General features: G+C 39.6%; 16 protein-coding genes. 6 read left to right on the top strand and 10 right to left on the bottom strand.

Translation table 11 applies throughout. The features are described 5' to 3' along the window. Window positions 1-188 precede the first annotated feature (188 nt). From CEQ83_RS11085 to recQ, 5 genes are all read right to left on the bottom strand, one after another. Window positions 189-1,550, bottom strand: a complete 1,362-nt coding sequence (locus CEQ83_RS11085; protein WP_098112578.1) for a purine-cytosine permease family protein — start codon at window positions 1,548-1,550, stop codon at window positions 189-191. Window positions 1,551-1,570: 20 nt separating this feature from the next. Then, entirely contained in the window at window positions 1,571-3,019 is a 1,449-nt protein-coding gene (locus CEQ83_RS11080; RefSeq protein ID WP_098112577.1) for an aldehyde dehydrogenase family protein, read from the bottom strand. Window positions 3,020-3,101: 82 nt separating this feature from the next. Continuing rightward, a complete protein-coding gene (speB, locus tag CEQ83_RS11075; protein ID WP_098112576.1) occupies window positions 3,102-4,088 on the bottom strand; it encodes an agmatinase in 987 nt (328 codons plus the stop codon). A gap of 217 nt (window positions 4,089-4,305) precedes the next feature. Then, window positions 4,306-5,682 (bottom strand): sigma-54 interaction domain-containing protein, encoded by a 1,377-nt coding sequence (locus CEQ83_RS11070; protein WP_155017234.1) that lies wholly within the window; start codon window positions 5,680-5,682, stop codon window positions 4,306-4,308. 114 nt (window positions 5,683-5,796) lie between these two features. After that, window positions 5,797-7,932, bottom strand: a complete 2,136-nt coding sequence (gene recQ / locus CEQ83_RS11065; protein ID WP_028413422.1) for a DNA helicase RecQ — start codon at window positions 7,930-7,932, stop codon at window positions 5,797-5,799. 270 nt (window positions 7,933-8,202) lie between these two features. Between recQ and CEQ83_RS11060 the strand changes: the two genes are divergently transcribed. From CEQ83_RS11060 to CEQ83_RS11040, 5 genes are all read left to right on the top strand, one after another. Further along, on the top strand, window positions 8,203-8,622 hold the full coding sequence (locus CEQ83_RS11060) for a hypothetical protein (RefSeq protein ID WP_028413423.1): 420 nt from the start codon (window positions 8,203-8,205) through the stop codon (window positions 8,620-8,622). 335 nt (window positions 8,623-8,957) lie between these two features. Continuing rightward, window positions 8,958-9,284, top strand: a complete 327-nt coding sequence (locus CEQ83_RS11055; protein ID WP_013056955.1) for a YflT domain-containing protein — start codon at window positions 8,958-8,960, stop codon at window positions 9,282-9,284. A 120-nt stretch (window positions 9,285-9,404) separates the two neighbouring features. After that, window positions 9,405-9,662: a hypothetical protein gene (locus tag CEQ83_RS11050; RefSeq protein ID WP_028413424.1), complete on the top strand. Its 258-nt coding sequence runs from the start codon at window positions 9,405-9,407 to the stop codon at window positions 9,660-9,662. A 264-nt stretch (window positions 9,663-9,926) separates the two neighbouring features. Next, window positions 9,927-10,481, top strand: a complete 555-nt coding sequence (locus CEQ83_RS11045) for a DUF3231 family protein (protein ID WP_033578924.1) — start codon at window positions 9,927-9,929, stop codon at window positions 10,479-10,481. 64 nt (window positions 10,482-10,545) lie between these two features. Further along, window positions 10,546-10,839: a hypothetical protein gene (locus CEQ83_RS11040; protein ID WP_028413425.1), complete on the top strand. Its 294-nt coding sequence runs from the start codon at window positions 10,546-10,548 to the stop codon at window positions 10,837-10,839. Window positions 10,840-10,865: 26 nt separating this feature from the next. Here CEQ83_RS11040 and CEQ83_RS11035 read toward each other — a convergent pair whose 3' ends face one another. Then, complete coding sequence (locus tag CEQ83_RS11035) at window positions 10,866-13,043, bottom strand: FUSC family protein (RefSeq protein WP_098112575.1); 2,178 nt, start codon at window positions 13,041-13,043, stop codon at window positions 10,866-10,868. A gap of 187 nt (window positions 13,044-13,230) precedes the next feature. Further along, window positions 13,231-14,046, bottom strand: a complete 816-nt coding sequence (locus CEQ83_RS11030; RefSeq protein ID WP_028413427.1) for a hypothetical protein — start codon at window positions 14,044-14,046, stop codon at window positions 13,231-13,233. 178 nt (window positions 14,047-14,224) lie between these two features. On the opposite strand from CEQ83_RS11030, the gene CEQ83_RS11025 reads away from it, so the two are divergent. Next, window positions 14,225-15,163 (top strand): VanW family protein, encoded by a 939-nt coding sequence (locus CEQ83_RS11025; RefSeq protein WP_098112574.1) that lies wholly within the window; start codon window positions 14,225-14,227, stop codon window positions 15,161-15,163. Between the two features lie 39 nt (window positions 15,164-15,202). Here the strand turns inward: CEQ83_RS11025 and CEQ83_RS11020 are convergent, their stop codons facing one another. From CEQ83_RS11020 to CEQ83_RS11010, 3 genes are all read right to left on the bottom strand, one after another. Beyond that, window positions 15,203-16,768: a BCCT family transporter gene (locus CEQ83_RS11020; protein WP_034327768.1), complete on the bottom strand. Its 1,566-nt coding sequence runs from the start codon at window positions 16,766-16,768 to the stop codon at window positions 15,203-15,205. Between the two features lie 66 nt (window positions 16,769-16,834). Beyond that, window positions 16,835-18,022: an iron-containing alcohol dehydrogenase gene (locus CEQ83_RS11015; protein ID WP_028413429.1), complete on the bottom strand. Its 1,188-nt coding sequence runs from the start codon at window positions 18,020-18,022 to the stop codon at window positions 16,835-16,837. 29 nt (window positions 18,023-18,051) lie between these two features. After that, a complete protein-coding gene (locus CEQ83_RS11010; RefSeq protein WP_223546581.1) occupies window positions 18,052-19,221 on the bottom strand; it encodes a Zn-dependent alcohol dehydrogenase in 1,170 nt (389 codons plus the stop codon). Between the last annotated feature and the right edge of the window lie 9 nt (window positions 19,222-19,230).

The following is a 19,230-nucleotide window of genomic DNA, read 5'->3' as shown; positions in this document are numbered from 1 at the left end:
TCCTACATTTATTATAGGAAAGACCCCTTATAGAATCAAATACATTGTTATTACTTTATTTGAGGCTGGATTAAGAACTTCTCTTCCCCATGCTTTTGCTTATTTCTCACCTATTTTCAAGACAAAAAGCTCCTTTAAACAGGAGCTTTCGATACATTTTAGATAATTCAGTCTTTTTTGAATATCTATCAAGCATTTTTGTCGATTCCCTTTGAGTAAGTGATGGAGAGCTGTGAAAGCTTGGTTAACGATACGTGTAAAACACCTGTAAATAAAAAAGCTAAGATTGTTGCGCCTGTGGCTAGGGGGTGAACGTACGTAAAGTAGTAGGCAAATACAGCCCCCACTATGTATGATAGATACACATGAAGGTTAAATCCTTTTGTATACCAATATATTTTATTTTCCTTATCTAAAATAGCTGAAATGTCATAGTGTTTTCGGCGAATGATATAGTAATCAACAAGAACAATCGCAATAATAGGAATAAATAAGACGCCGATCATAAGCAAAAAGCTTTGAAAATTTGTCATTAACCACTCTTTTAATAAAGAACCTAGGACTGTGACAACTCCCATCGTTAGTGCCGGTATCCAAAAGCGCTGCTTTGGGAAAATAGACAAATAAGACATTGTTGCGCTATACAGTACCATTACGTTGGTTGACAACACCGATAAAAAAATGACGATGGCTGCTACTAATCCCAACAGCGGACTATATGCGCCAATTAAATTTACTGGGTCATACGTTTGCGTCATATTTCCGAGAATTGAAAAGCTGGAAACCGTTGCGCCTAATCCCATTGCAATCAAAGTCGCAACGTTATAGCCTAAATACGTTCCCGCAATTCCCGTTTTTTCAGATTTACAGTTTCGGTTATAATCGCAAACAATAGGAATCCACGTAAAAGCTGTAGCTACTACAATATCAAAAGCTAACATTCCTGTAATACCGGGATTTTCACTTGCTTTCATTTGAATTAATTTTGCTGCATCAAATTCGATAAACAAATAGCTAAACACAACGGTTGCTAAAATGATCATAAGCGTAGCTACTAATTTTTCCGTTGCTTCAATACCTTTGTGTCCGTATATAGAAATAGCTACTACTAGTACTTGAGTAAGAATTGTAAATAGATTGATATTGCTGTAACCGGTCAAAAAGGTGACGGCATGATTTAAACTTAGCCCTGCCATGTAGGCTTGAATCCATGCCCATCCTATTAATGTAATAAGATTAACAGCAGCAGGAAGCATAGCTCCTCTTTGCCCAAAAGCAGGTCTCATCAAAACCATGGTTGGAAGACCGGTTCGAGTTCCGATATTCCCCATCAGCACGAGCGGCATAGCACCAACTAAAGAGCCAAGCACAATCACAAATAATGCCTTTAAAAAGGTCATATCGGGTACAAACAGCATTCCGGTAAAAACGGTCGTTACTACCACATTGGCTCCTATCCACATGGAAAATGTAGAGAAGAAGCCCATACTTCTTTTATTCATTGCAATCGGCTGCACATCATCATGGGCGAGACCACTTTTTGTTGTCATCCCTTTTCCACCTTTCACTTTTATTGATACCAATTGGCTCGAGCTAGCTTGGAATTTGTATTCACATGTTTTATTTCAGTAAAAGCAGCTAATCCTGATGGGCCTAACTCCCGGCCAATGCCGCTTTCTTTAAAACCGCCCCACGCCGTTTCAATATGAGGCGTATGGTAGCCGTTGATCCAAATCGTTCCCGCTTGAAGCTGTTCAGCAACTCGCTCTGCTTTCATTAAATCATTCGTTAAAACCCCTGCAGCTAAACCAAATCTCGTGCCGTTGGCAAGTGCTATGGCTTCTTCTTCACTTGAAAAAGATTGAACGGTAATGACGGGACCAAATATTTCTTCTTTGACGACTTTCATATGCTGCTCCACGTCAACGAGCACCGCTGGCGTTATATAGTTTCCACCTTCGCAGTCAATTAACGTTCCTCCTGTTAATAAATTCGCACCTTCTTCTTGACCTAGCTTAATAAAACTCTGTATTTTATTCAGATGCTCCTTGCTAATAACCGGACCCATCTCCGTTTCTTCTCTTAAGGGGTTACCAATTTTTATAGCAGCAACAGCCTCCGTAAGAGCAGAAAGAAACGGCTTATAAATAGACTCATGTACGAGTATACGCGATGAAGCTACACACACTTGTCCTTGGTTAAAAAATGAGCCAAACATTGTCCAGTCTACTGCAACATCAATTTCGCTATCTTCAAAAATAAGAAGCGGAGATTTCCCTCCCAGTTCAAGCGAAACTCTTTTCATCTCTTTTGCGCACTGCTGATAAATACGTTTGCCTGTTTCTGATCCTCCTGTAAAAGAGACTTTGGCTACGTCTTTGTGTTCAACAAGGGCACTTCCCACTTCACCGTCTCCTGTAAGTAAATTAAACACGCCTTCTGGTATACCAGCTTTTTTACATAGTGAAGCTAACTTTAAAAAAGAAAGCGGCGTTAATTCTGACGGCTTAAACACCACCGTATTTCCAGCTGCTAATGCAGGAGCCAGCTTCCACATGCCAAGCAGCAAAGGGAAATTCCAAGGAACGATTAGCGCACATACGCCAATAGGTTCTTGAATGATTTTACTGTTTGTGTCGTCGAACATGTTCTTTGTCCACGGCTGATTTTCTTCTATTAAATTTGCGTAATATCTTAAACAATTAATTGTATCTTCGATATCTAACTGCGCTTCTTTTATCGGTTTGCCAGTATTTAATGTTTCTGTTTCAGCGAATATACTCGCTTCTTTTTCTAATAAGTCTGCTAGTTTCGTAAGCACCGCTACACGCAGTGATTTATTTTTCTTCCATTCACTTTGTTCAAAAGCCTGCTTTGCTTTACCTACCGCTTCCTCTACTTGTTGAAGCGACGAGTCAAACACTTCCGCTATAATCTTATTGGTCGCTGGGTTGATTATTTCTCTTTTACATGGTTTTGCTTGTTTCTTATCTATTTTTACATTTACTTGCCCTTTCATAGTCAAACACCCCTCATAGAGAACTCTTATATAAAAATGGGAAGATAATAGTACCTTCCCACTTTTACCGTCTTGCTTATATTCAGTCGCGTGCTTTTACTAACAGCGTTTCTTCTTCTTCTTTTGCTTTTTTTCTTAACGCAATAAGGGTGATAAATTCATAGACAATATTAGCGGCCGCCGCTGCTGTAATTTGGCCATGATCATAAGCTGGCAGTACTTCTACTAAATCAAAACCGACAAAATCAATATTTGTTAAGCCTCGAACGAATTGAAGCGCATCGTCAATACTTGCACCTGAGACTTCAGGCGTTCCTGTTCCCGGCGCGTAAACTGGATCTAAAAAATCAATGTCAAACGATAAAAATACGGGTCCTTCCCCTACACGCTCATGAATAATGTCTAGCATTCTTTCAACGCTAAGCTTTTTATATTCATTTGTCGTATACAAAGCTAAACCTAGATTTTTTGCGTCTTCTAAATCTTCAATGCCGTACAGACCGCCTCGCATACCAATTTGAATCGAACGCGATACGTCGATTAACCCTTCTTCAATTGCTCGTCTAAATACCGTACCGTGATTGTATTTTTGTTCAAAATAACTATCCCACGTATCCGAATGAGCATCAAACTGTATAAGCGCTACCGGTCCGTGTTTTTTTGCAATCGCACGAAGTTCACCAAGGGTCATCGAATGATCACCGCCTAGTGAAATAGGAATAATTCCTTCATTCACAACCGGCGTTAACCCTTCTTCAATTTTTTTATACGTTTCTAAAATATATCCGGGAACAACTGACAAATCACCGTAGTCCACGCCTGAAATGTAGTCAAAAATATTAATCTTTTGTTCTGGGTTATACGGGCGGAGCAAAATGGAGAAATCTCGAATGGCTTCCGGTCCAAAACGTGCTCCTGTTCGAAAAGATTGACCTGAATCAAATGGAATACCTGTGACAATAAAATCCATTTCTGAATTTACTTGTTCTACATACGGAAGTCTCATAAATGTACGTGGTCCGCAAAAACGCGGAGATTCAAATGAATTTTTCGGCTGATATTTTGGCATAATTTATTCCTCCTAGTGGGTTTCATTCATTAGCGCCGCATCATTATTTTAAATACTGACGCTTTTTATTTAGATACTTTTTATTAATGCAAAATGCATGCCAATTTTTATTATCTTATTCCGCGCAATTATGGACGATTTTTAATTCATAATAGAATCAAAACAAAAAAACTGATTCAGTATTGAATCAGCTAATTCATTTTGAATTAAAATCTCATTATTTTATATTGTACTTTCGTAAACGTCTTACGACCGTAGGCTGGCTGATTCCTAATATATTTGCCATTTCATACGTTGTTTGACACTGACGATAAGCGCGAATCAGCCAGTTTTTCTCCACTTCTGCAAGTGCTTGCTGAAGCGTCATTCCCTGAGAGGTTAACGTGTCAAGAGACTCCCATTCTTCTTTTTCACTGCTGCTATTTTCTGAATAAAACGGGAGGTCTTGAGACGAGATGCTGTTTTCATCCGTTGTTAACACAAGGCGTTCAATTGTATTTTCAAGTTCGCGCACATTTCCAGGCCACTGATGTTCAAGAAGCAGATTTAATGCTTCTGCGTGAAAAAATTTCTTCATGCTATATTTTTCATTTTGCTTATGTAACACGTGATAAAGCAGTGCCGCAATGTCTTCTTTTCGCTCTCGAAGCGGAGGAATGGTAATCGGAATAACGTGTAAACGATAAAATAAATCTTCGCGAAACGTTCCTTTTTTGACCATTTCTTCAAGCCGCTGATTTGTGGCTACAATCAGCCTAAAGTTTGCGTGTTTGGCTCGTTCACTTCCAATTTTGGTGACTGTTTTTTCTTGCAGCACTTTTAACAGCTTTACTTGCATATCAAGGGGAAGCTCTCCTATTTCATCTAAAAAAAGCGTACCGTTATGAGCTAATTCAAACTTTCCTATTTTCCCTTTTGTACTGGCACCTGTAAAAGAGCCTGCTTCGTATCCAAACATTTCAGATTCGAACAAACTAGCTGGAATGGCTCCGCAGTTAATTTCAATAAACGGCTCTTCTTTTCGTTCACTTCCACAGTGTAAAGCACGAGCAAAAGCCGTTTTACCAACACCCGATTCACCTAGCAGCACAACCGTTGCATCGCTGTCTGCCACGCGATTAATAATCGACCATACCTTTTTCATCGATTCACTTCGTATGACCATATCATTCGACTGCTGTTCCCGGAGTTCTTCCACTTCGAGCTGATATGTTTTCATTTTCACTTCGAGCTGCTGATAATCTTCTTTTAAGCGCTGAAGCTCTGTTAAATCATGCGAAAAGCTGATGACTCTTTTCATACACTGATGTTCATCATACACGGGAATACCGGTTGCCATTACAACTTTACCCGTTTCTGTTTGTTGCATCAGCTGTACTTCTTTCTTTTTCTTTAACACTTCAATCGTAACGGAAGGTGAAAAGATCCCGCGTTTTTGCAGTTCGTAGACGGTTTGACCGACCAACTCTGACACATCGTATCCATATATATCACGGCAGTTTTGACTTGCTCGTAAAACAAGTCCTTTTTCATCAGTGATCACGATATTGTCGTGAGAAGCATGCAAAATCGCTTCAAGCTCTCGTTCAATCATTCCCCTTCACTCCTCCTTTTTATGTAATCTGATTTTTCTAACATTTATATCTATTATTTTATCAGTAAACTCGCTTATTCAACACAAAAAGCTCCTTTAATAGGAGCTTTTTGTTTACGATAGCTGCTTCATTTTTTGTTTAAACAGTGCTACTTTTATCATAAAATAAGTGATGTTTTCAGGTAATTCTTCTTTGATTGGCTTTAACTTTTCATCGCCTACTGACGAAGCAGCTTGTAAAATTTGCTGTTCGTCTTCATCCGAAAGAAAAGGCGTCCAGTCGATTTCTTTTTCTTCTTCCGCGCATTTAAACAAATGGTTTTCAATGGTAATGCGGCTCAACTCACGTTCTTCAGCAATTTCGTCTAAAGATTTTCCTTGCTGAAATAGCTCATACGTCATTAAGTGAGAGCCTTCTTTTGATGAAGCTCTTGCTTTTTTTGGAGCAGGCGCTGAAACTTCTCGCTTTCGGTCTGGATGTTCTTCACAAAACTGTTTGATTTCAGTCGTGAATCGTTCTCCGTATCGCTCTTGTTTTTGTTCTCCAACTCCTTTTACAGTGGCGAACTGTTCAAGAGTTACCGGAAGTTTTGTACACATATCATGAAGAGTGTCGTCTGAGAAAATAACAAAAGGAGGCACGCCCGCTTCATCTGCTAGCTGCTTTCGAACGGAGCGCAAATGAGCAAACAGTTCGTCATCTTGGACAATTTGCTTCACTTCCATTTGTTCTTTCCTCATCACTTTTTCCGTACCAAGAAGCACCCCTTTTCCTTTGGACGCTACGGATAAAGTAGGAAATGACCCTTGTCCTACTAAAATAAACTGCTCTGAAATCAAATACTCGATAAAATCGCTCACTTCTTTAGCCGACCGGTCGCTCATGACGCCGTACGTTTTCAGTTTATCAAAACCAAAATCAACTACTTTTTTATTTCGAGAACCCGTTAACACTTGAGCAATCATCATTTTACCGAAACGTTCGCCCATACGAATCATACAAGATAACACTTTTTGCGTATCGACCGTTACGTCTATTTCCACGCGATCATCCGTACAGTTGCTACAGCGGCCGCACTCATGTGCTTCACTTTCTCCAAAATAATGAAGAATATACGCTTGCAAACAGCCTTCTGTATGACAGTAGTTCACCATATTTTGCAGCTTTTCAAGATCTTGAATCTGCTTTTTAGGATTCGACGTTGACTGTTCAATCAAAAAGCGCTGCACGCGAATATCTTGAGGTGAATAAAGTACGATACACTCACTTGGAAGTCCGTCACGACCAGCACGTCCTGCCTCTTGATAATAGCTTTCCATATTTTTTGGAAGCTGATAGTGAAGAACAAAGCGAATATTCGATTTATCGATTCCCATTCCGAAGGCAGACGTGGCTATCATTACCTGAACATCATCTTGAAGAAAGCGGTTCTGCTCTTCATCACGGCTGCTTGCGTTCATACCAGCATGGTATTTTGATACGTTAACTCCTGATTTTTGCAATCTAGCGTGAAGCTCTTCAACATCTTTACGCGTAGCGGCATAAATGATGCCTGCTTCTTGGTCATTTTTACGGATATACTGATCGATATAACTGATTCGATCCTGACCTTTCACAACAGCGAACGATAAATTTTCACGTTCAAACCCAGTCATCACCGTGTACTCTTCGTTAATATGAAGAGCTCTGCAAATATCTTCACGCACTTGAGGCGTCGCAGTAGCCGTTAGCCCCATCACAATCGGCGCATTAGACAGCTTGCTGATGAGTTCATTGATACGCAAATAACTTGGTCTGAAATCATGCCCCCACTGTGAAATACAGTGCGCTTCATCTACCGCTACAAGCGGGATAGGAAGCATTTGAAGCTGTTCTAAAAACTGCGGAGACTCCAGTCGTTCCGGCGCTACATAAAGTAACTTATATTCACCAAGCGCTACTTCTTCTAAGCGCTGCTGTACCTCCGTGTGAGTCAGCGAGCTGTTAATATACGTGGCCGGAATACCAGCTGCATTCAGCGTGTCCACTTGGTCTTTCATCAAGGAAATCAACGGAGAAATCACCAGTGTTGTACCTTCTAATAATAATGAAGGAATTTGATAACAAAGTGATTTCCCTCCTCCTGTTGGCATAATACAAGCGGTATTGTGCCCTTCTAAAACATAACGAATCGACTCTTCCTGTCCTTTTCGAAACGAATCATAACCAAAATAGGACTGTAAATGTGTTAAAGCTTGTTCAAACTGCAAAATAGCGTCCTCCTTTAAAATAAGTAGAAATAGTAGTTGAGGGATTCATTAGAAGGAATTGAGACGTAGGATTTTATTTTATCAAATCTTAGAGGAAGTTGCACAGAATTCGTTGATTTAAGGATATAGCAAAAATGATAAGCGAAAAGCCATCAACTTATAACTCTCTTTCCTATCACAAACAATCTTTTTATGTATGTCAGGACTCCTTTCCTAAAAATCTTTCCCCATTCCATTCTTTTTTCCTGTATACTTAAGAATAGGAAAGAGGTGCTTATCACGAGACATCCTGTAGAAACGATTTATTATTTAGAAAATCCACAGCGTAATATCTCAACATATGCTTCCACAACTCAGTTAACGGTTGAGTCTGTTGTGAAAGATGTGTTTGGTGTTGCTTGCGTAGCAGATATTCAAATTATGCTTCAATATAATAAAGAATTCCGCAAAAGTATTAGTCAATTACACAATGCGATGGACGATGATCTTACGTTAGAAATGGTTTTTCGAGTTGCTTCAAAAGAAGATTTGCTTCGATTTAAAAAACGTTTACTTGAAAGTAGTTTAGATGACGCAGAAACGTCAATAGACTGTCCATTCAGCGCAACCATTCAATTACAAGATGGTCGATATACATGGAACGAGTCTACTTCTGTTTATGAAAAACAAAAAGAACGTCTTTCATCTTAAATTTCTCTATTTTTATGTATGCAAAAAGCCTGGATCTTAGCTGTTTAAGATCTAGGCTTTTTGCAGTTTGTACTGTACCTTAAAAGGTCAAAAAAAGATGCAGGAAAAAGGCTGGCTAAAGCCTTCTTCTGCTTATTGTCCGCCAGATTCTCCTCAAAGATAACCGCGCTGTTTCCTCTTCTCCTATGTTAGACTTTTTAACTCAATTTTATGAAATAGGTTTTATCTCTTCCAATAACGTGTATACACAAAGCAAGAGGATAAGTTACTTAAACTTCTCTTCATTACTAAACATATTCTAGAAAGTTGTCTATCATACAAGGAGGTTTTTTGAAATGGTAAATGTAAAAGTAGTTGAAAATGGCGTACAGGCAAAAGATACAATCGAACAATTTTTGCGTGAAGGATTTACAAAAGACGAAGTTTATTTACTTGCACACCATCAAGATCGCTCCGAGGATTTAACAGCTGCAACAAATACAAACAATATCGGCCTTTCTGAACAAGGTGTTTTTGATGCGATTGCGAATGTATTTCGTTCTCGAGGAGACGAGCTTCGTGCCAAAATGCGTTCATTAGGCCTATCACAGCCGGAAGCTGAACGCTATGAAGAAGAATTAGATCACGGCAAAGTAATCGTGGTTGCATCAAAAGTTGCTTAATCTAAAAGCCCTACAGCAGGGCTTTTTTATTTTTGTCTTCTGCCCTTTTTCCCCTTTCATTAAAGAAGTCATCCCTACATATTATTATGAAGATAAGAGTTACTGTGAGGAGTGATATATTTGATTATAGGAATTGAGTACACAAAGCGTGTGAAAAATGGATTAGTCGTTAAAAATATTCCTTACAAGATACACGATAAACCTTGTGATGAAGGCTGCTGTAAAAATGATAAAACGATAGGCGTCAGAGACAAATTAAGGGTTAATTGGCTGTTAAACGTTTTTATGCCCAGTAAAAATATAACGGTATTTGATTATAAATATTGGTCAGAAGAGCTAACTTCTTTATGGAGAGAGTATCGGAGAAAAACTGTATAATACTCAAGATAAAAAATCTCCTTGATGAGCAAGGAGATTTTTTTCTATTGACTTTATCTTCTAGCACCAACCTATTTATTAAGCATTTCAACAATTTTTATACCTTTAGATGTTTGTACCATCACTATTATAAATTGCTGAATGGGATGCTTTTTCTTCCACTCATCATAATCAATTTTATATGTAACATTTCTTAGCTGTGTTTATCCTTTTCTGCTGAAGGTAATAATGAAGATGCATAAACTATATAAAGGGTGAAAAGTTATGATTAACGTCATTGAGACACTACTTGATTATATAAAGAACTCTTCTACAGATGATCCGCCCCCTCGCCCACATATCGGTGAGACTATGGGATGCTGGCTGTATTTTACTGCTTTAGCGGAAGAAATACCTGCCTTAGAAACTTGTCTTAATACAACAACCAACAGTGAACTGCTTAAGCTTGCTCAAGACTCAAAAAACCTGGCTGAATCTCAGATTGATACACTAAAAAAATTAATGATTAAAGAAGGAATTCCCCTTCCTGAAATACCGGCTACCAAACCGAAATCCGACCCTAACAGTATTCCATTAGGAGCAAAAGCCACGGATTCTGAAATCGCTAACTTAATATCTATAAAAATTGCCTCTAATATCGTCATGTGCAGCACGAATATGGGACAATCTATTAGAACCGATATTGGACTAATGTGGTTGAAATTCCACACTGAAAAGGTCATATTAGGATCAAAAATAAAAATTCTAATGCAGCAAAAAGGATGGCTCAAAATTCCGCCTTATTATTATCCACCTGGAGCCCCTCATAACTCTAATTGAAGTGTTCTTAGGTAAAACAGCATAGATAATCTTACATCCAACACATTTAACGAGGTGCTTGAACATGGATTTCCCTACAATTCATACAAATTTTTGGGACGCAGTCATTGGTGTTCCTGTCGTATTAATCGTGACGCAGCTGATCAAATGGCTTTTTCATCCTAAAAAGCAATTTGTTCCGACTATCGCTTTAGCTGTCGGCGTGCTTTTTTCAGTATTGATCAGTCACCCTCATCATATTATTGCCGGATTGTTTATGGGATATTTTTATGGATACGCCGCAATTGGAAGCTATGCAGGTCTTAAAACAACGTGGAGAACGATTAGAAAAGATACGTCTCCTTATTCATCAGACTAAAAACCAGCGAAGTATTCGCTGGTTTTTTATTCTTCATTGCTTATTTCTTCTGCTCCTAGCTCTTTGGCTAAGTGAACAACCGATTGATTGATTTTCCATACGTAATAAATGTTATGCAGCAGCTGCAGATGCTGTAAGTTTCTTGATTGAACGGACGTATCAAAATAATCTAAAGATTGTTCAATCTTTTGTCTTACATCTTCAAGCGTGTATACATACGTTCCTCTTTCTCCTCGTAATGCTTTTTCAAGCTGAGTGAAGTTGCTTGCCACTTTCTCTTCCACTTCCTTTACTACGCCATGAAATTCTGCTTCCTTATAAAAAGCTTCGTTTCTAGTAGAAGATGCCACCAAATGCTTAGCGTAATAATTAATAGCGGTAAAAACAGTTAAAAATTGCTGAAGACGTGAACGGCCAACGAAACCTTTGATAATAGGATCTGAATCGACATGAAGCTGTTTTAGCTTTTTTTCTAATTCCATTCCTTTATCAGCTAAATTGGCAAATGCGTACTGATTCGTAAAACGATGTAAATAAGTATGAACAAATTCTTTTAAAGCCGCTACGTATTCTACTGAAGTGTCGGTTATTTTATCTCTTGTTCTTTTAGGAAACACAAGAGCAGATACGGCTAAGCCAATTCCAACTCCTACGACCGTATCTAACACGCGGGCCAGCAATAAACTCTCTGAAATTCCGCCAAGAAGCATGTCATACATAAAGGCCAGCATCATCGTAATCCAAAAACTCATAAACGAATACGTAATGGGAAAGAAATAAAAAGCCATAAACACACAGATAAAAAGCAGCGTTACTTCAAGTATTCCAGGGGAAACGTAGCTTGCAACAACAAAGCCGACAGCTGCTCCTAAAAGCGTGCCTACGCTTCGCTGCACGGCTTTTACAAACGTACTTCCTATCGTTTCTGTACCGAGAAGCACTAAATAGCCTGCTAAGAGCGCCCAATATTGATGCGATGGAGATAAAAACGAGCCAAATATTAATGTCGCAACAGCAGTGATGACCGCTTGAATAGACTTTTTCGTAGACGGTTTTAATCCTTTTTCTTCATCATTATCCTCTTCGTCTTCTTGTTCTTCCGCTTCTTTTTGAGGCTGTTTTTCTTGTTTCACAATTGCTTGCTGCAGCTCATACGCTTCATCAATGACATGATTTGATATCGTTTCGATACGGCGTATTAAGTAAAGCCAGTCTTTATACCTTTCGTCTTGAGGTTCGAGTTCGCTTAATTTTTGGCGCAGCTCTTGCAAATGCTGAGCTGCATCCGTTAAGGAATGAGTAGGATTTTCATTTAATACCTCTGCTTCGCGAATCGATTCCACTAGCTTTAACAGCACCTGCTGAATATCAAAATGATTAAATGCCTTTAATTCACTGAGTTTTCGGATCGCCGGAGAATATGTCTGCAGCAGCATCACTGTATCAAATACATAAAGGCGCATTTGCTCAGCTGTTACGCCAGGCCATATGTCGTGAGGATCTGTATTTCCAAGCTCTTCTGATGCTACACGGGCATACTCCGCTAGTTTTTTAATATTGCGGTTATACTGTTTGATTTGAGCTGGTTCAATTTGTTTCTTTTGAATTAACTCAATAATTAAATCAAGCACCAAATTTACTTGAATATGAAAGGATTTCATTGAAGACCTTAGCACGTTGGAAGGCCGGTCTTTAAAAATAACAAAATTATAGATAAATGCACAGCAGGCTCCTACTATAACGCCAGCTAACAGCCACGGCAGCTGAGAAAATGTAACGTGTAAAATAGAAGCAAAATAAAACGACATAAATGCTACCATCGACAGAGAGAAGTAGCGAATACCAAATTTCTGTAAATAAAAAGACAAAAACACCAATAGAACGAGAAAAACATTTTCTGCTTGTCCATATCGTGATAAAAACGAGCCAATTCCAAGAGAAACGGCGCTAGAAAGTGCTACTAAGACGGTTGTCACTTTTTTTGCTTTTGTTGTTTCATCATTTACAACCAATATACCCATCAGGCCGATTACGCCGGATAAAATAGCAGCGGTAATTTGAGAGCTTCCCGCTGCTTTTAATACAATCAGCATAATAACGACCGCTGTAATGACACTGATTGTAGCTTTAGAAGCTGTTTTGAGCCTTTTTCGTCCAGGATCTGCAGCGACTAAGCGACTAAACCAATATGAAAAAATAAACACCCTCTCCTTTCGTGCTGTAAAGTTCTTTGTAGAAAGAGTAATATTATTACTTATACCCTTTTTAATTCTTTTCTATCGTATGTAAGTATGTTTTTCACTATAACATTGCAAACGGCTAAAGAGCTAAACAAATGATTAAAAACACATCTGTTTTCTGTCAGATGTGTTTTTAAAAAATAATGGTTCATTACAGTGTAAGAGAAGAAATTTCCCACCCGTTTGTTAACGGATTTCTTTTTAAAGTAAAAACCATCGTTGTCTTGTGAGCCCCTTTATTTTCGTAATAAATAAGGCAATCTACGGAGATTTTCTCTTTTGTTTTATACTTTTTTGCATGAAATAAGTCCGTTTTATAATAAATGGTGGAGATACTATGCAGCTTTGCCCATAGCTTATGCTCTTGCTTTACGCGCAAAACCGGCTGCATTAAGGCATCGTCATCTTGCTTTAATCCGGTTAAAAACATATTGACGACTTCTGCCGGCTCAGCTTTTAATGCATATTCATCAAGCTTTCCTCCTGCTTTTAATACCATTAACTGATGACCTGGATCTACATTTTGGGACTTGTGAGTCGTACTTCCTGCAAAATGAATGCAAAAATGACCGGGGAACCCATTGTCAAGCGCACCGGCTCCATGAGGCATTCCATTCATGGAAGCTGCAAGCATTTTTCCTTTAAATGGAATAAGAACAGCTCTTCGGTTCCAGCTCCATTTTCCATTATATAAGTGCTTCATTACTTTCGTATCTTGACGTGTAAGCGGCTGAACATCTGCGTGGTGTGAGCCTGCTCTTCGCTGCACATAAAAGTAAAAACCGGTTTCTACATCGATTACTTTAAATTTTTTTCCCTTTGGCAGTAAGGTTTCTACACGTTTCCACTTTAATACTTTTCCTGTGTCGCTTACCGGAAAGTACGTAAGGTTTTCTTCTGCTTTCATCTTTTGGGGATGCACAAAAAAACTAATAAGCATAAAGACTAAAATCATTAATTTTATCATTGTCTACCCTCATTACCTTGTAGTTTCTCTATGTAATATGCGAAAGTACACATACAATTATAAATAGAAATTTTTACACGCTCGTCTCATGGAAAATAATACAAAAAAGAGCTTGTGAATCCTATACATTAAACGGTTCATTTTATTCATACTAACAGGTGAAAGCGAGGTATATGATATGAATTTCACTTGGATGGTTGGACTTTTAATGCTTATTCAACCTCTTTCTACACAAGACCACCTCTCTATTACTCATGACGGTAAACCAATTGAACGGATTGAACGGGACAAAGTGGTAGTACCTCTTCTTCCTGTACCCATGGTGGATTATGATCGATACAATCTTCTTCTAAAAGAATTGGATAAAAAAACATATAGAGAGCCCATAAATGCCCGCATTGATAAAAGCGGACAAATTGTTCCTGAGCAAGCGGGTGTCAAACTATATCATAAAGATTTTGCGGAGAAATTTTATACTTATTTTTTTAACGGCGGTACGTCAATCTTAGAAATCCCGACGCTTCCTGTTCCGCCTCGCGTGGATAAGGAGCTGCTTGCAACGATTCGTATTAAGCAAATCGGTCATTATCATACGGTATTTAACCCCCATAATAAAAATCGTTCTCACAATATTTCTCTTGCAGCTGAATCACTAGACAGCAGCGTCATATTTCCTGGGGAAGTTTTCTCTTTTAATCAAACCGTTGGAAAAAGAACGGCAGCAAAAGGGTATATGCGTGCCCCAATCATTGTAAAAGGAGAGTATTCTGAAGGAGTTGGAGGAGGAATTTGCCAAGTTTCTTCTACTTTATTTAACGCCGTCGATAACGCTGGCGTCACGATTACGCAGCGCTACTCCCACAGCCGCAGTGTTTCCTACGTACCTCCTGGGCGAGACGCTACCGTCAGCTGGTATGGACCTGACTTTCATTTTAAAAATACGTATAGTGATCCTTTGTTGATTCGAGCACAGGTGCAAGGCGGAGTCGTAAGCGTAGCCGTTTATTCTACCGATGCGATTGAATATAAGCCTCGCCGCGTGCCTTGGTCTTCTAATGAACCCTTGCCAAAAGAGAAAAAACCTAAATCACATGTTCATAGTGACATTGCTGATTAAAACATAAAAAAGCAAGGAGTAAGTTCTCCTTGCTTTTATTTATACAGCTTTTGTTTCATCCGCTTCTTTAATCGCAGCATTTTTATCTACCTTTGTAGTTCGATCGTATTTGGCTGGATTTTGAGCAATTTTGACTAACGCAATAAGAACACCTATACCTAAAAACAGTGCAGGAACTCCTCCTAGATTGGCTAACATTTTAATTCCGTCTAGCTTTGCAAAACTAATCATTACCCATCCTACCAAACTTACGGTCACACCCCATACTACTTTAATCATAATGCCCGGAGACGGACTTTGAGGAGAAATCCCCGATGAACTGATTCCGCCCATCGCTTCCATGTTAGAATCCGCGGCTGTAACGAAGGAAATGAACACGATAAACAAGTAGAACGGAATAACAAATTTCGCAAATGGTAAAGCAGCAAATACTGCATACAAAACGGCTTCAGGCCCGTTTTGTGCCATAATATCTGCGAGTTCCCCTCCTGTCATTTGCATATGAATCGATGTTCCGCCAAATATCGTCATCCATACGCCTCCAAAAAAGGCTGGTAAAATAAAGTTAACAAGAATCATCGTTTTCACTTTATATCCATATGCAATTCTTCCTAAAAATAATGCGGTGATAGCGGCCCATGAAAACCAGCTTGCCCAATAAAAAGTAGTCCATGACTGCGGCCACGTATCACCTGCTGCCGCTCCTGTAAATAAACTTTTTTCAAAAAAATGAGTAAAATAATTACCCGCCGATTCCGTTCCTAAATTTAAAATATAAGAGCTTGGTCCTACAATAAAGATAAAGATGGCAATTCCATAGAATGCTTTCATATTAATATCTGATAAAATTCTAATTCCTTTCATTAAGCCGCTTGATGCGGATAAAATAAAGGTAATGGTAACGGCAGCCGTTATAATCGCCCACAGTAAAGGGTTGCTGGCAATACCGCTCAAATGATTAACGCCTCCTGCTAAATTTAAAACACTCGTTCCAAGAGAAGAGGCCATTCCAAGAGCAAGAGTGTACAAACATACTGCATCAATTACTTTTCCTGTTTTCCCGTTAATTTTATCCCCTAAAATCGGAGCTAGCGTAGACCCTAGACTGAACGGTTTTTTCATATTGTAATAAGCAAATGCAAATACAATTGCAGGTACGCAATAAATTGCATATGGCGAAATGGTCCAGTGAAGATACATAGAAGACATAGAGAAAATGGCTGCTTCTGGAGAATTCGGTTTAATTCCTAACGATTCAGGAGGTGCAGATACATGGTAAATCGGTTCCACAATCCCCCAAAACGTAACGCCTGCAGCTATTGTTGTACATAAGGTAATCGCAAACCAGTTGCCAAATTTAAGAATGGGTTTTGCATCAGGTCCTCCTATTTTAACATTGCCAAGCGGTGAAAAATAAACACCAATGCATGCAATTACCATCAGCAGCCCGCTAATGCTAAACAGCCAGCCTAGATTGGAAATAACCCAATTATTTGCATTAGTTGTAACTGTAGTAAATGTTTCACGGTTTGTAAAACTTAGTAATGCAGCTCCAATTAACAATAAAAATGGAGGCCAAAATACAGCATGTCTGATCTTTTTCATTACGCTTCCTCCTGCCTAATTAATGAGATGGTACATACCGCTTCTTGGAAACGGTATGTGCTTCTATCAAACTTTCGACGCTCCTACGCTCATAATTGCATGTGCAAACTGCTGTAAATCATCTTCACTGGCAAAACGTGCATTATTTACTCTCATCGGTTCATTTTCAACTGAAAGCATCACGTCCACAAAGTCAGAGATGTTCACAGCCGGTTCATGCCCCTCTCCAATCGCAAGGTTTAATCCACTTACAGCCACTAGACGCTTAAATTCTTCTGCCCCTGCATAAGCAAGCTCTTCCTTCGTTGAAAATGTTTCTTTTACTCCCAAAGCTCTTGCTACGTCTGCATACAGTTCCACTGCACCTTCAGTATTCCAGTCGTACACAGCGTGCAAGGCAATTGAAACCGCACGGCCGTGATGGATTTTCCCGACTGTTCCCAAGGCGTGTCCTATGCAGTGTGCAAGCCCCGTTCCTCCTTGTTCGATTGCCATTCCTGCAAGCGTTGCCGCTATCGCGAGGTTTCCTCTTGCCTCTAAGTTTTCAGGTTGTTGCAGAGCTGTTTCTAAATTTTGACTCACTAATGAAATCGCTTGAAGGCTCAGCGCTTGAATAAAAGGGTTCGTACGCTTGCCTGTGCATGCTTCAATTGCATGTACAAGCGCATCTAACGTAGTGGCAGCTGTCAAGAAATCCGGCAGTTTTGTAGTAAATCGCGGTTCTAGTATCGCTAGTTCCGGTGCCATATCTTGATCCCACGCCCACACCTTGACTTGATTATGTGTAGAGAAGACAACCGTGCTCGTGACTTCTGCTCCTGTACCGGAAGTAGTGGGAAGCATAATCGTTTTCACTTTCTTTTTCGCAAAAGGGTTCGCCATGAGAGCATAATGCATCGTTTCATACTGATCACCTGCAACTAGCGCAGCCATTTTAGCCACGTCCATAGCTGAACCGCCTCCAAGACCAATGACGCACTTTATCTGTTGTTCACGAATAAGCTGTGCAGCAGCATCTATTGAAGCGGCCGTAGGATCACTTTTCACATCATGAAAAACGAACGTTTCTACACCATTATTTTGAAGCGCTTTCAATGCAATGTCTGCTAAACCAACTTTTATTACCCCTGGATCCGTCACTAACACGGCTCTTTTTTCCCCGCTCACTGCTTCAACATCTTTTCCAATTTGCAAAGCTCGGTCTACTCCATACGCTATGCTTGTTTTTGTTGTAAATTCAAATACTGAATTCATTGTTTTTCCCCTTTCTTAGCTCATTTACATTATGAAACGATGTCAAATTCATCTCCGTTTTCTAACGAATCTTGAGATGCAATTGATGGAAATTCGATTACTGACCGGCCTACGTTTACACAATTACAATCGTGAAATGATTGAAAAGCTTCGTTAATATCGTCAAGCTGCATGCGCCCAAGAATCAGTTCGTCTAACATAAATTTTCCGTCTAAATAAAGCTGAGCAATTTTAGGGAAATCACGAAACGGCTGCGTGTCTCCGTAAAAGCTTCCTTTCAATATTTTGCCGACACGATGAAACCCTCCGCCTGGTAAACTGATAGACATGGATGGGTTAAAGGCTCCTACTACAACTACCGTGCCTCCTTTTCTCGTTCCATTCCAAGCAGATTCAGTAGCTTTTGTATGACCCGAGCAGTCAATCGCGAAATGGACGCCGTGGCCTCCTGTTAAAGCTTTTAAAGCTTCACTTGCTTCTTCTGAAGCTACATTTATCGTATGAGTAGCTCCGAATGTTTTAGCAAGTTCCAAATTAGCTGGTTTTACATCGCATGCAATAATTTTGCTCGCTCCTGCAATCCGAGCCCCTTGAATGGCGTTAATGCCTACTCCTCCGATGCCAAAGACGGCTACGGTAGAACCCGGCGTAACTTTGGCTGCGTTTACAGCTGCTCCGTACCCCGTCGCTACACCGCATCCAATTAAAGAGGCTTGAGCCATCGGCATCTCATCAGGAAGCTTAATACAAGACATTTCCGGCACCACCGCATATTCAGCAAAAGTGGAAAGCAGCGAGTTGTGAAAAACCAGCTCTCCATCTTTGCTTAATCGAGAGGTACCGTCTAACAGCGTTCCGTTAAACATCGGACCAAAAGCTGAATCACACAGATGTACGGCCCCCGTCACACAAAACTCACACGTGCCGCAGTAAGGAACCCAGCTAAGCGCTACTTTATCTCCTACTTTTACCGTTTTTACATTCAAACCGACTGCCGTTACAATACCTGCACCTTCGTGTCCTAAAATAGTAGGCGTTGGTGTAGAAGGATCTTCCAAAGCATTTAAATCACTATGACACACGCCCGTTGCTTCTATTTTCACAAGTACTTCATTGGCTTTTGGTGCTGCTAAATCCACCGCTAAAATTTCAAGAGGCGCATTAACGCCCGTCATGACCGCTGCTTTCATCTTCATCATACTTTCCTC

Source organism: Priestia megaterium (assembly GCF_009497655.1).
Lineage (GTDB): Bacteria > Bacillota > Bacilli > Bacillales > Bacillaceae_H > Priestia > Priestia zanthoxyli.
Note: the sequence above shows the minus strand (reverse complement) of the source record. Positions and strands in the feature narration are given on the sequence as shown.

Coding starts and splice junctions, on each gene's coding strand:
- CEQ83_RS11085 (WP_098112578.1), bottom strand. CDS start 1,550: ATGACAACAAAAAGTGGTCTCGCCCATGATGATGTGCAGCCGATTGCA.
- CEQ83_RS11025 (WP_098112574.1), top strand. CDS start 14,225: ATGAATTTCACTTGGATGGTTGGACTTTTAATGCTTATTCAACCTCTT.
- CEQ83_RS11045 (WP_033578924.1), top strand. CDS start 9,927: ATGATTAACGTCATTGAGACACTACTTGATTATATAAAGAACTCTTCT.
- CEQ83_RS11020 (WP_034327768.1), bottom strand. CDS start 16,768: ATGAAAAAGATCAGACATGCTGTATTTTGGCCTCCATTTTTATTGTTA.
- CEQ83_RS11010 (WP_223546581.1), bottom strand. CDS start 19,221: ATGATGAAGATGAAAGCAGCGGTCATGACGGGCGTTAATGCGCCTCTT.
- speB (WP_098112576.1), bottom strand. CDS start 4,088: ATGCCAAAATATCAGCCGAAAAATTCATTTGAATCTCCGCGTTTTTGC.
- CEQ83_RS11030 (WP_028413427.1), bottom strand. CDS start 14,046: ATGATAAAATTAATGATTTTAGTCTTTATGCTTATTAGTTTTTTTGTG.
- CEQ83_RS11080 (WP_098112577.1), bottom strand. CDS start 3,019: ATGAAAGGGCAAGTAAATGTAAAAATAGATAAGAAACAAGCAAAACCA.
- CEQ83_RS11070 (WP_155017234.1), bottom strand. CDS start 5,682: ATGATTGAACGAGAGCTTGAAGCGATTTTGCATGCTTCTCACGACAAT.
- CEQ83_RS11040 (WP_028413425.1), top strand. CDS start 10,546: ATGGATTTCCCTACAATTCATACAAATTTTTGGGACGCAGTCATTGGT.
- CEQ83_RS11015 (WP_028413429.1), bottom strand. CDS start 18,022: ATGAATTCAGTATTTGAATTTACAACAAAAACAAGCATAGCGTATGGA.
- CEQ83_RS11055 (WP_013056955.1), top strand. CDS start 8,958: ATGGTAAATGTAAAAGTAGTTGAAAATGGCGTACAGGCAAAAGATACA.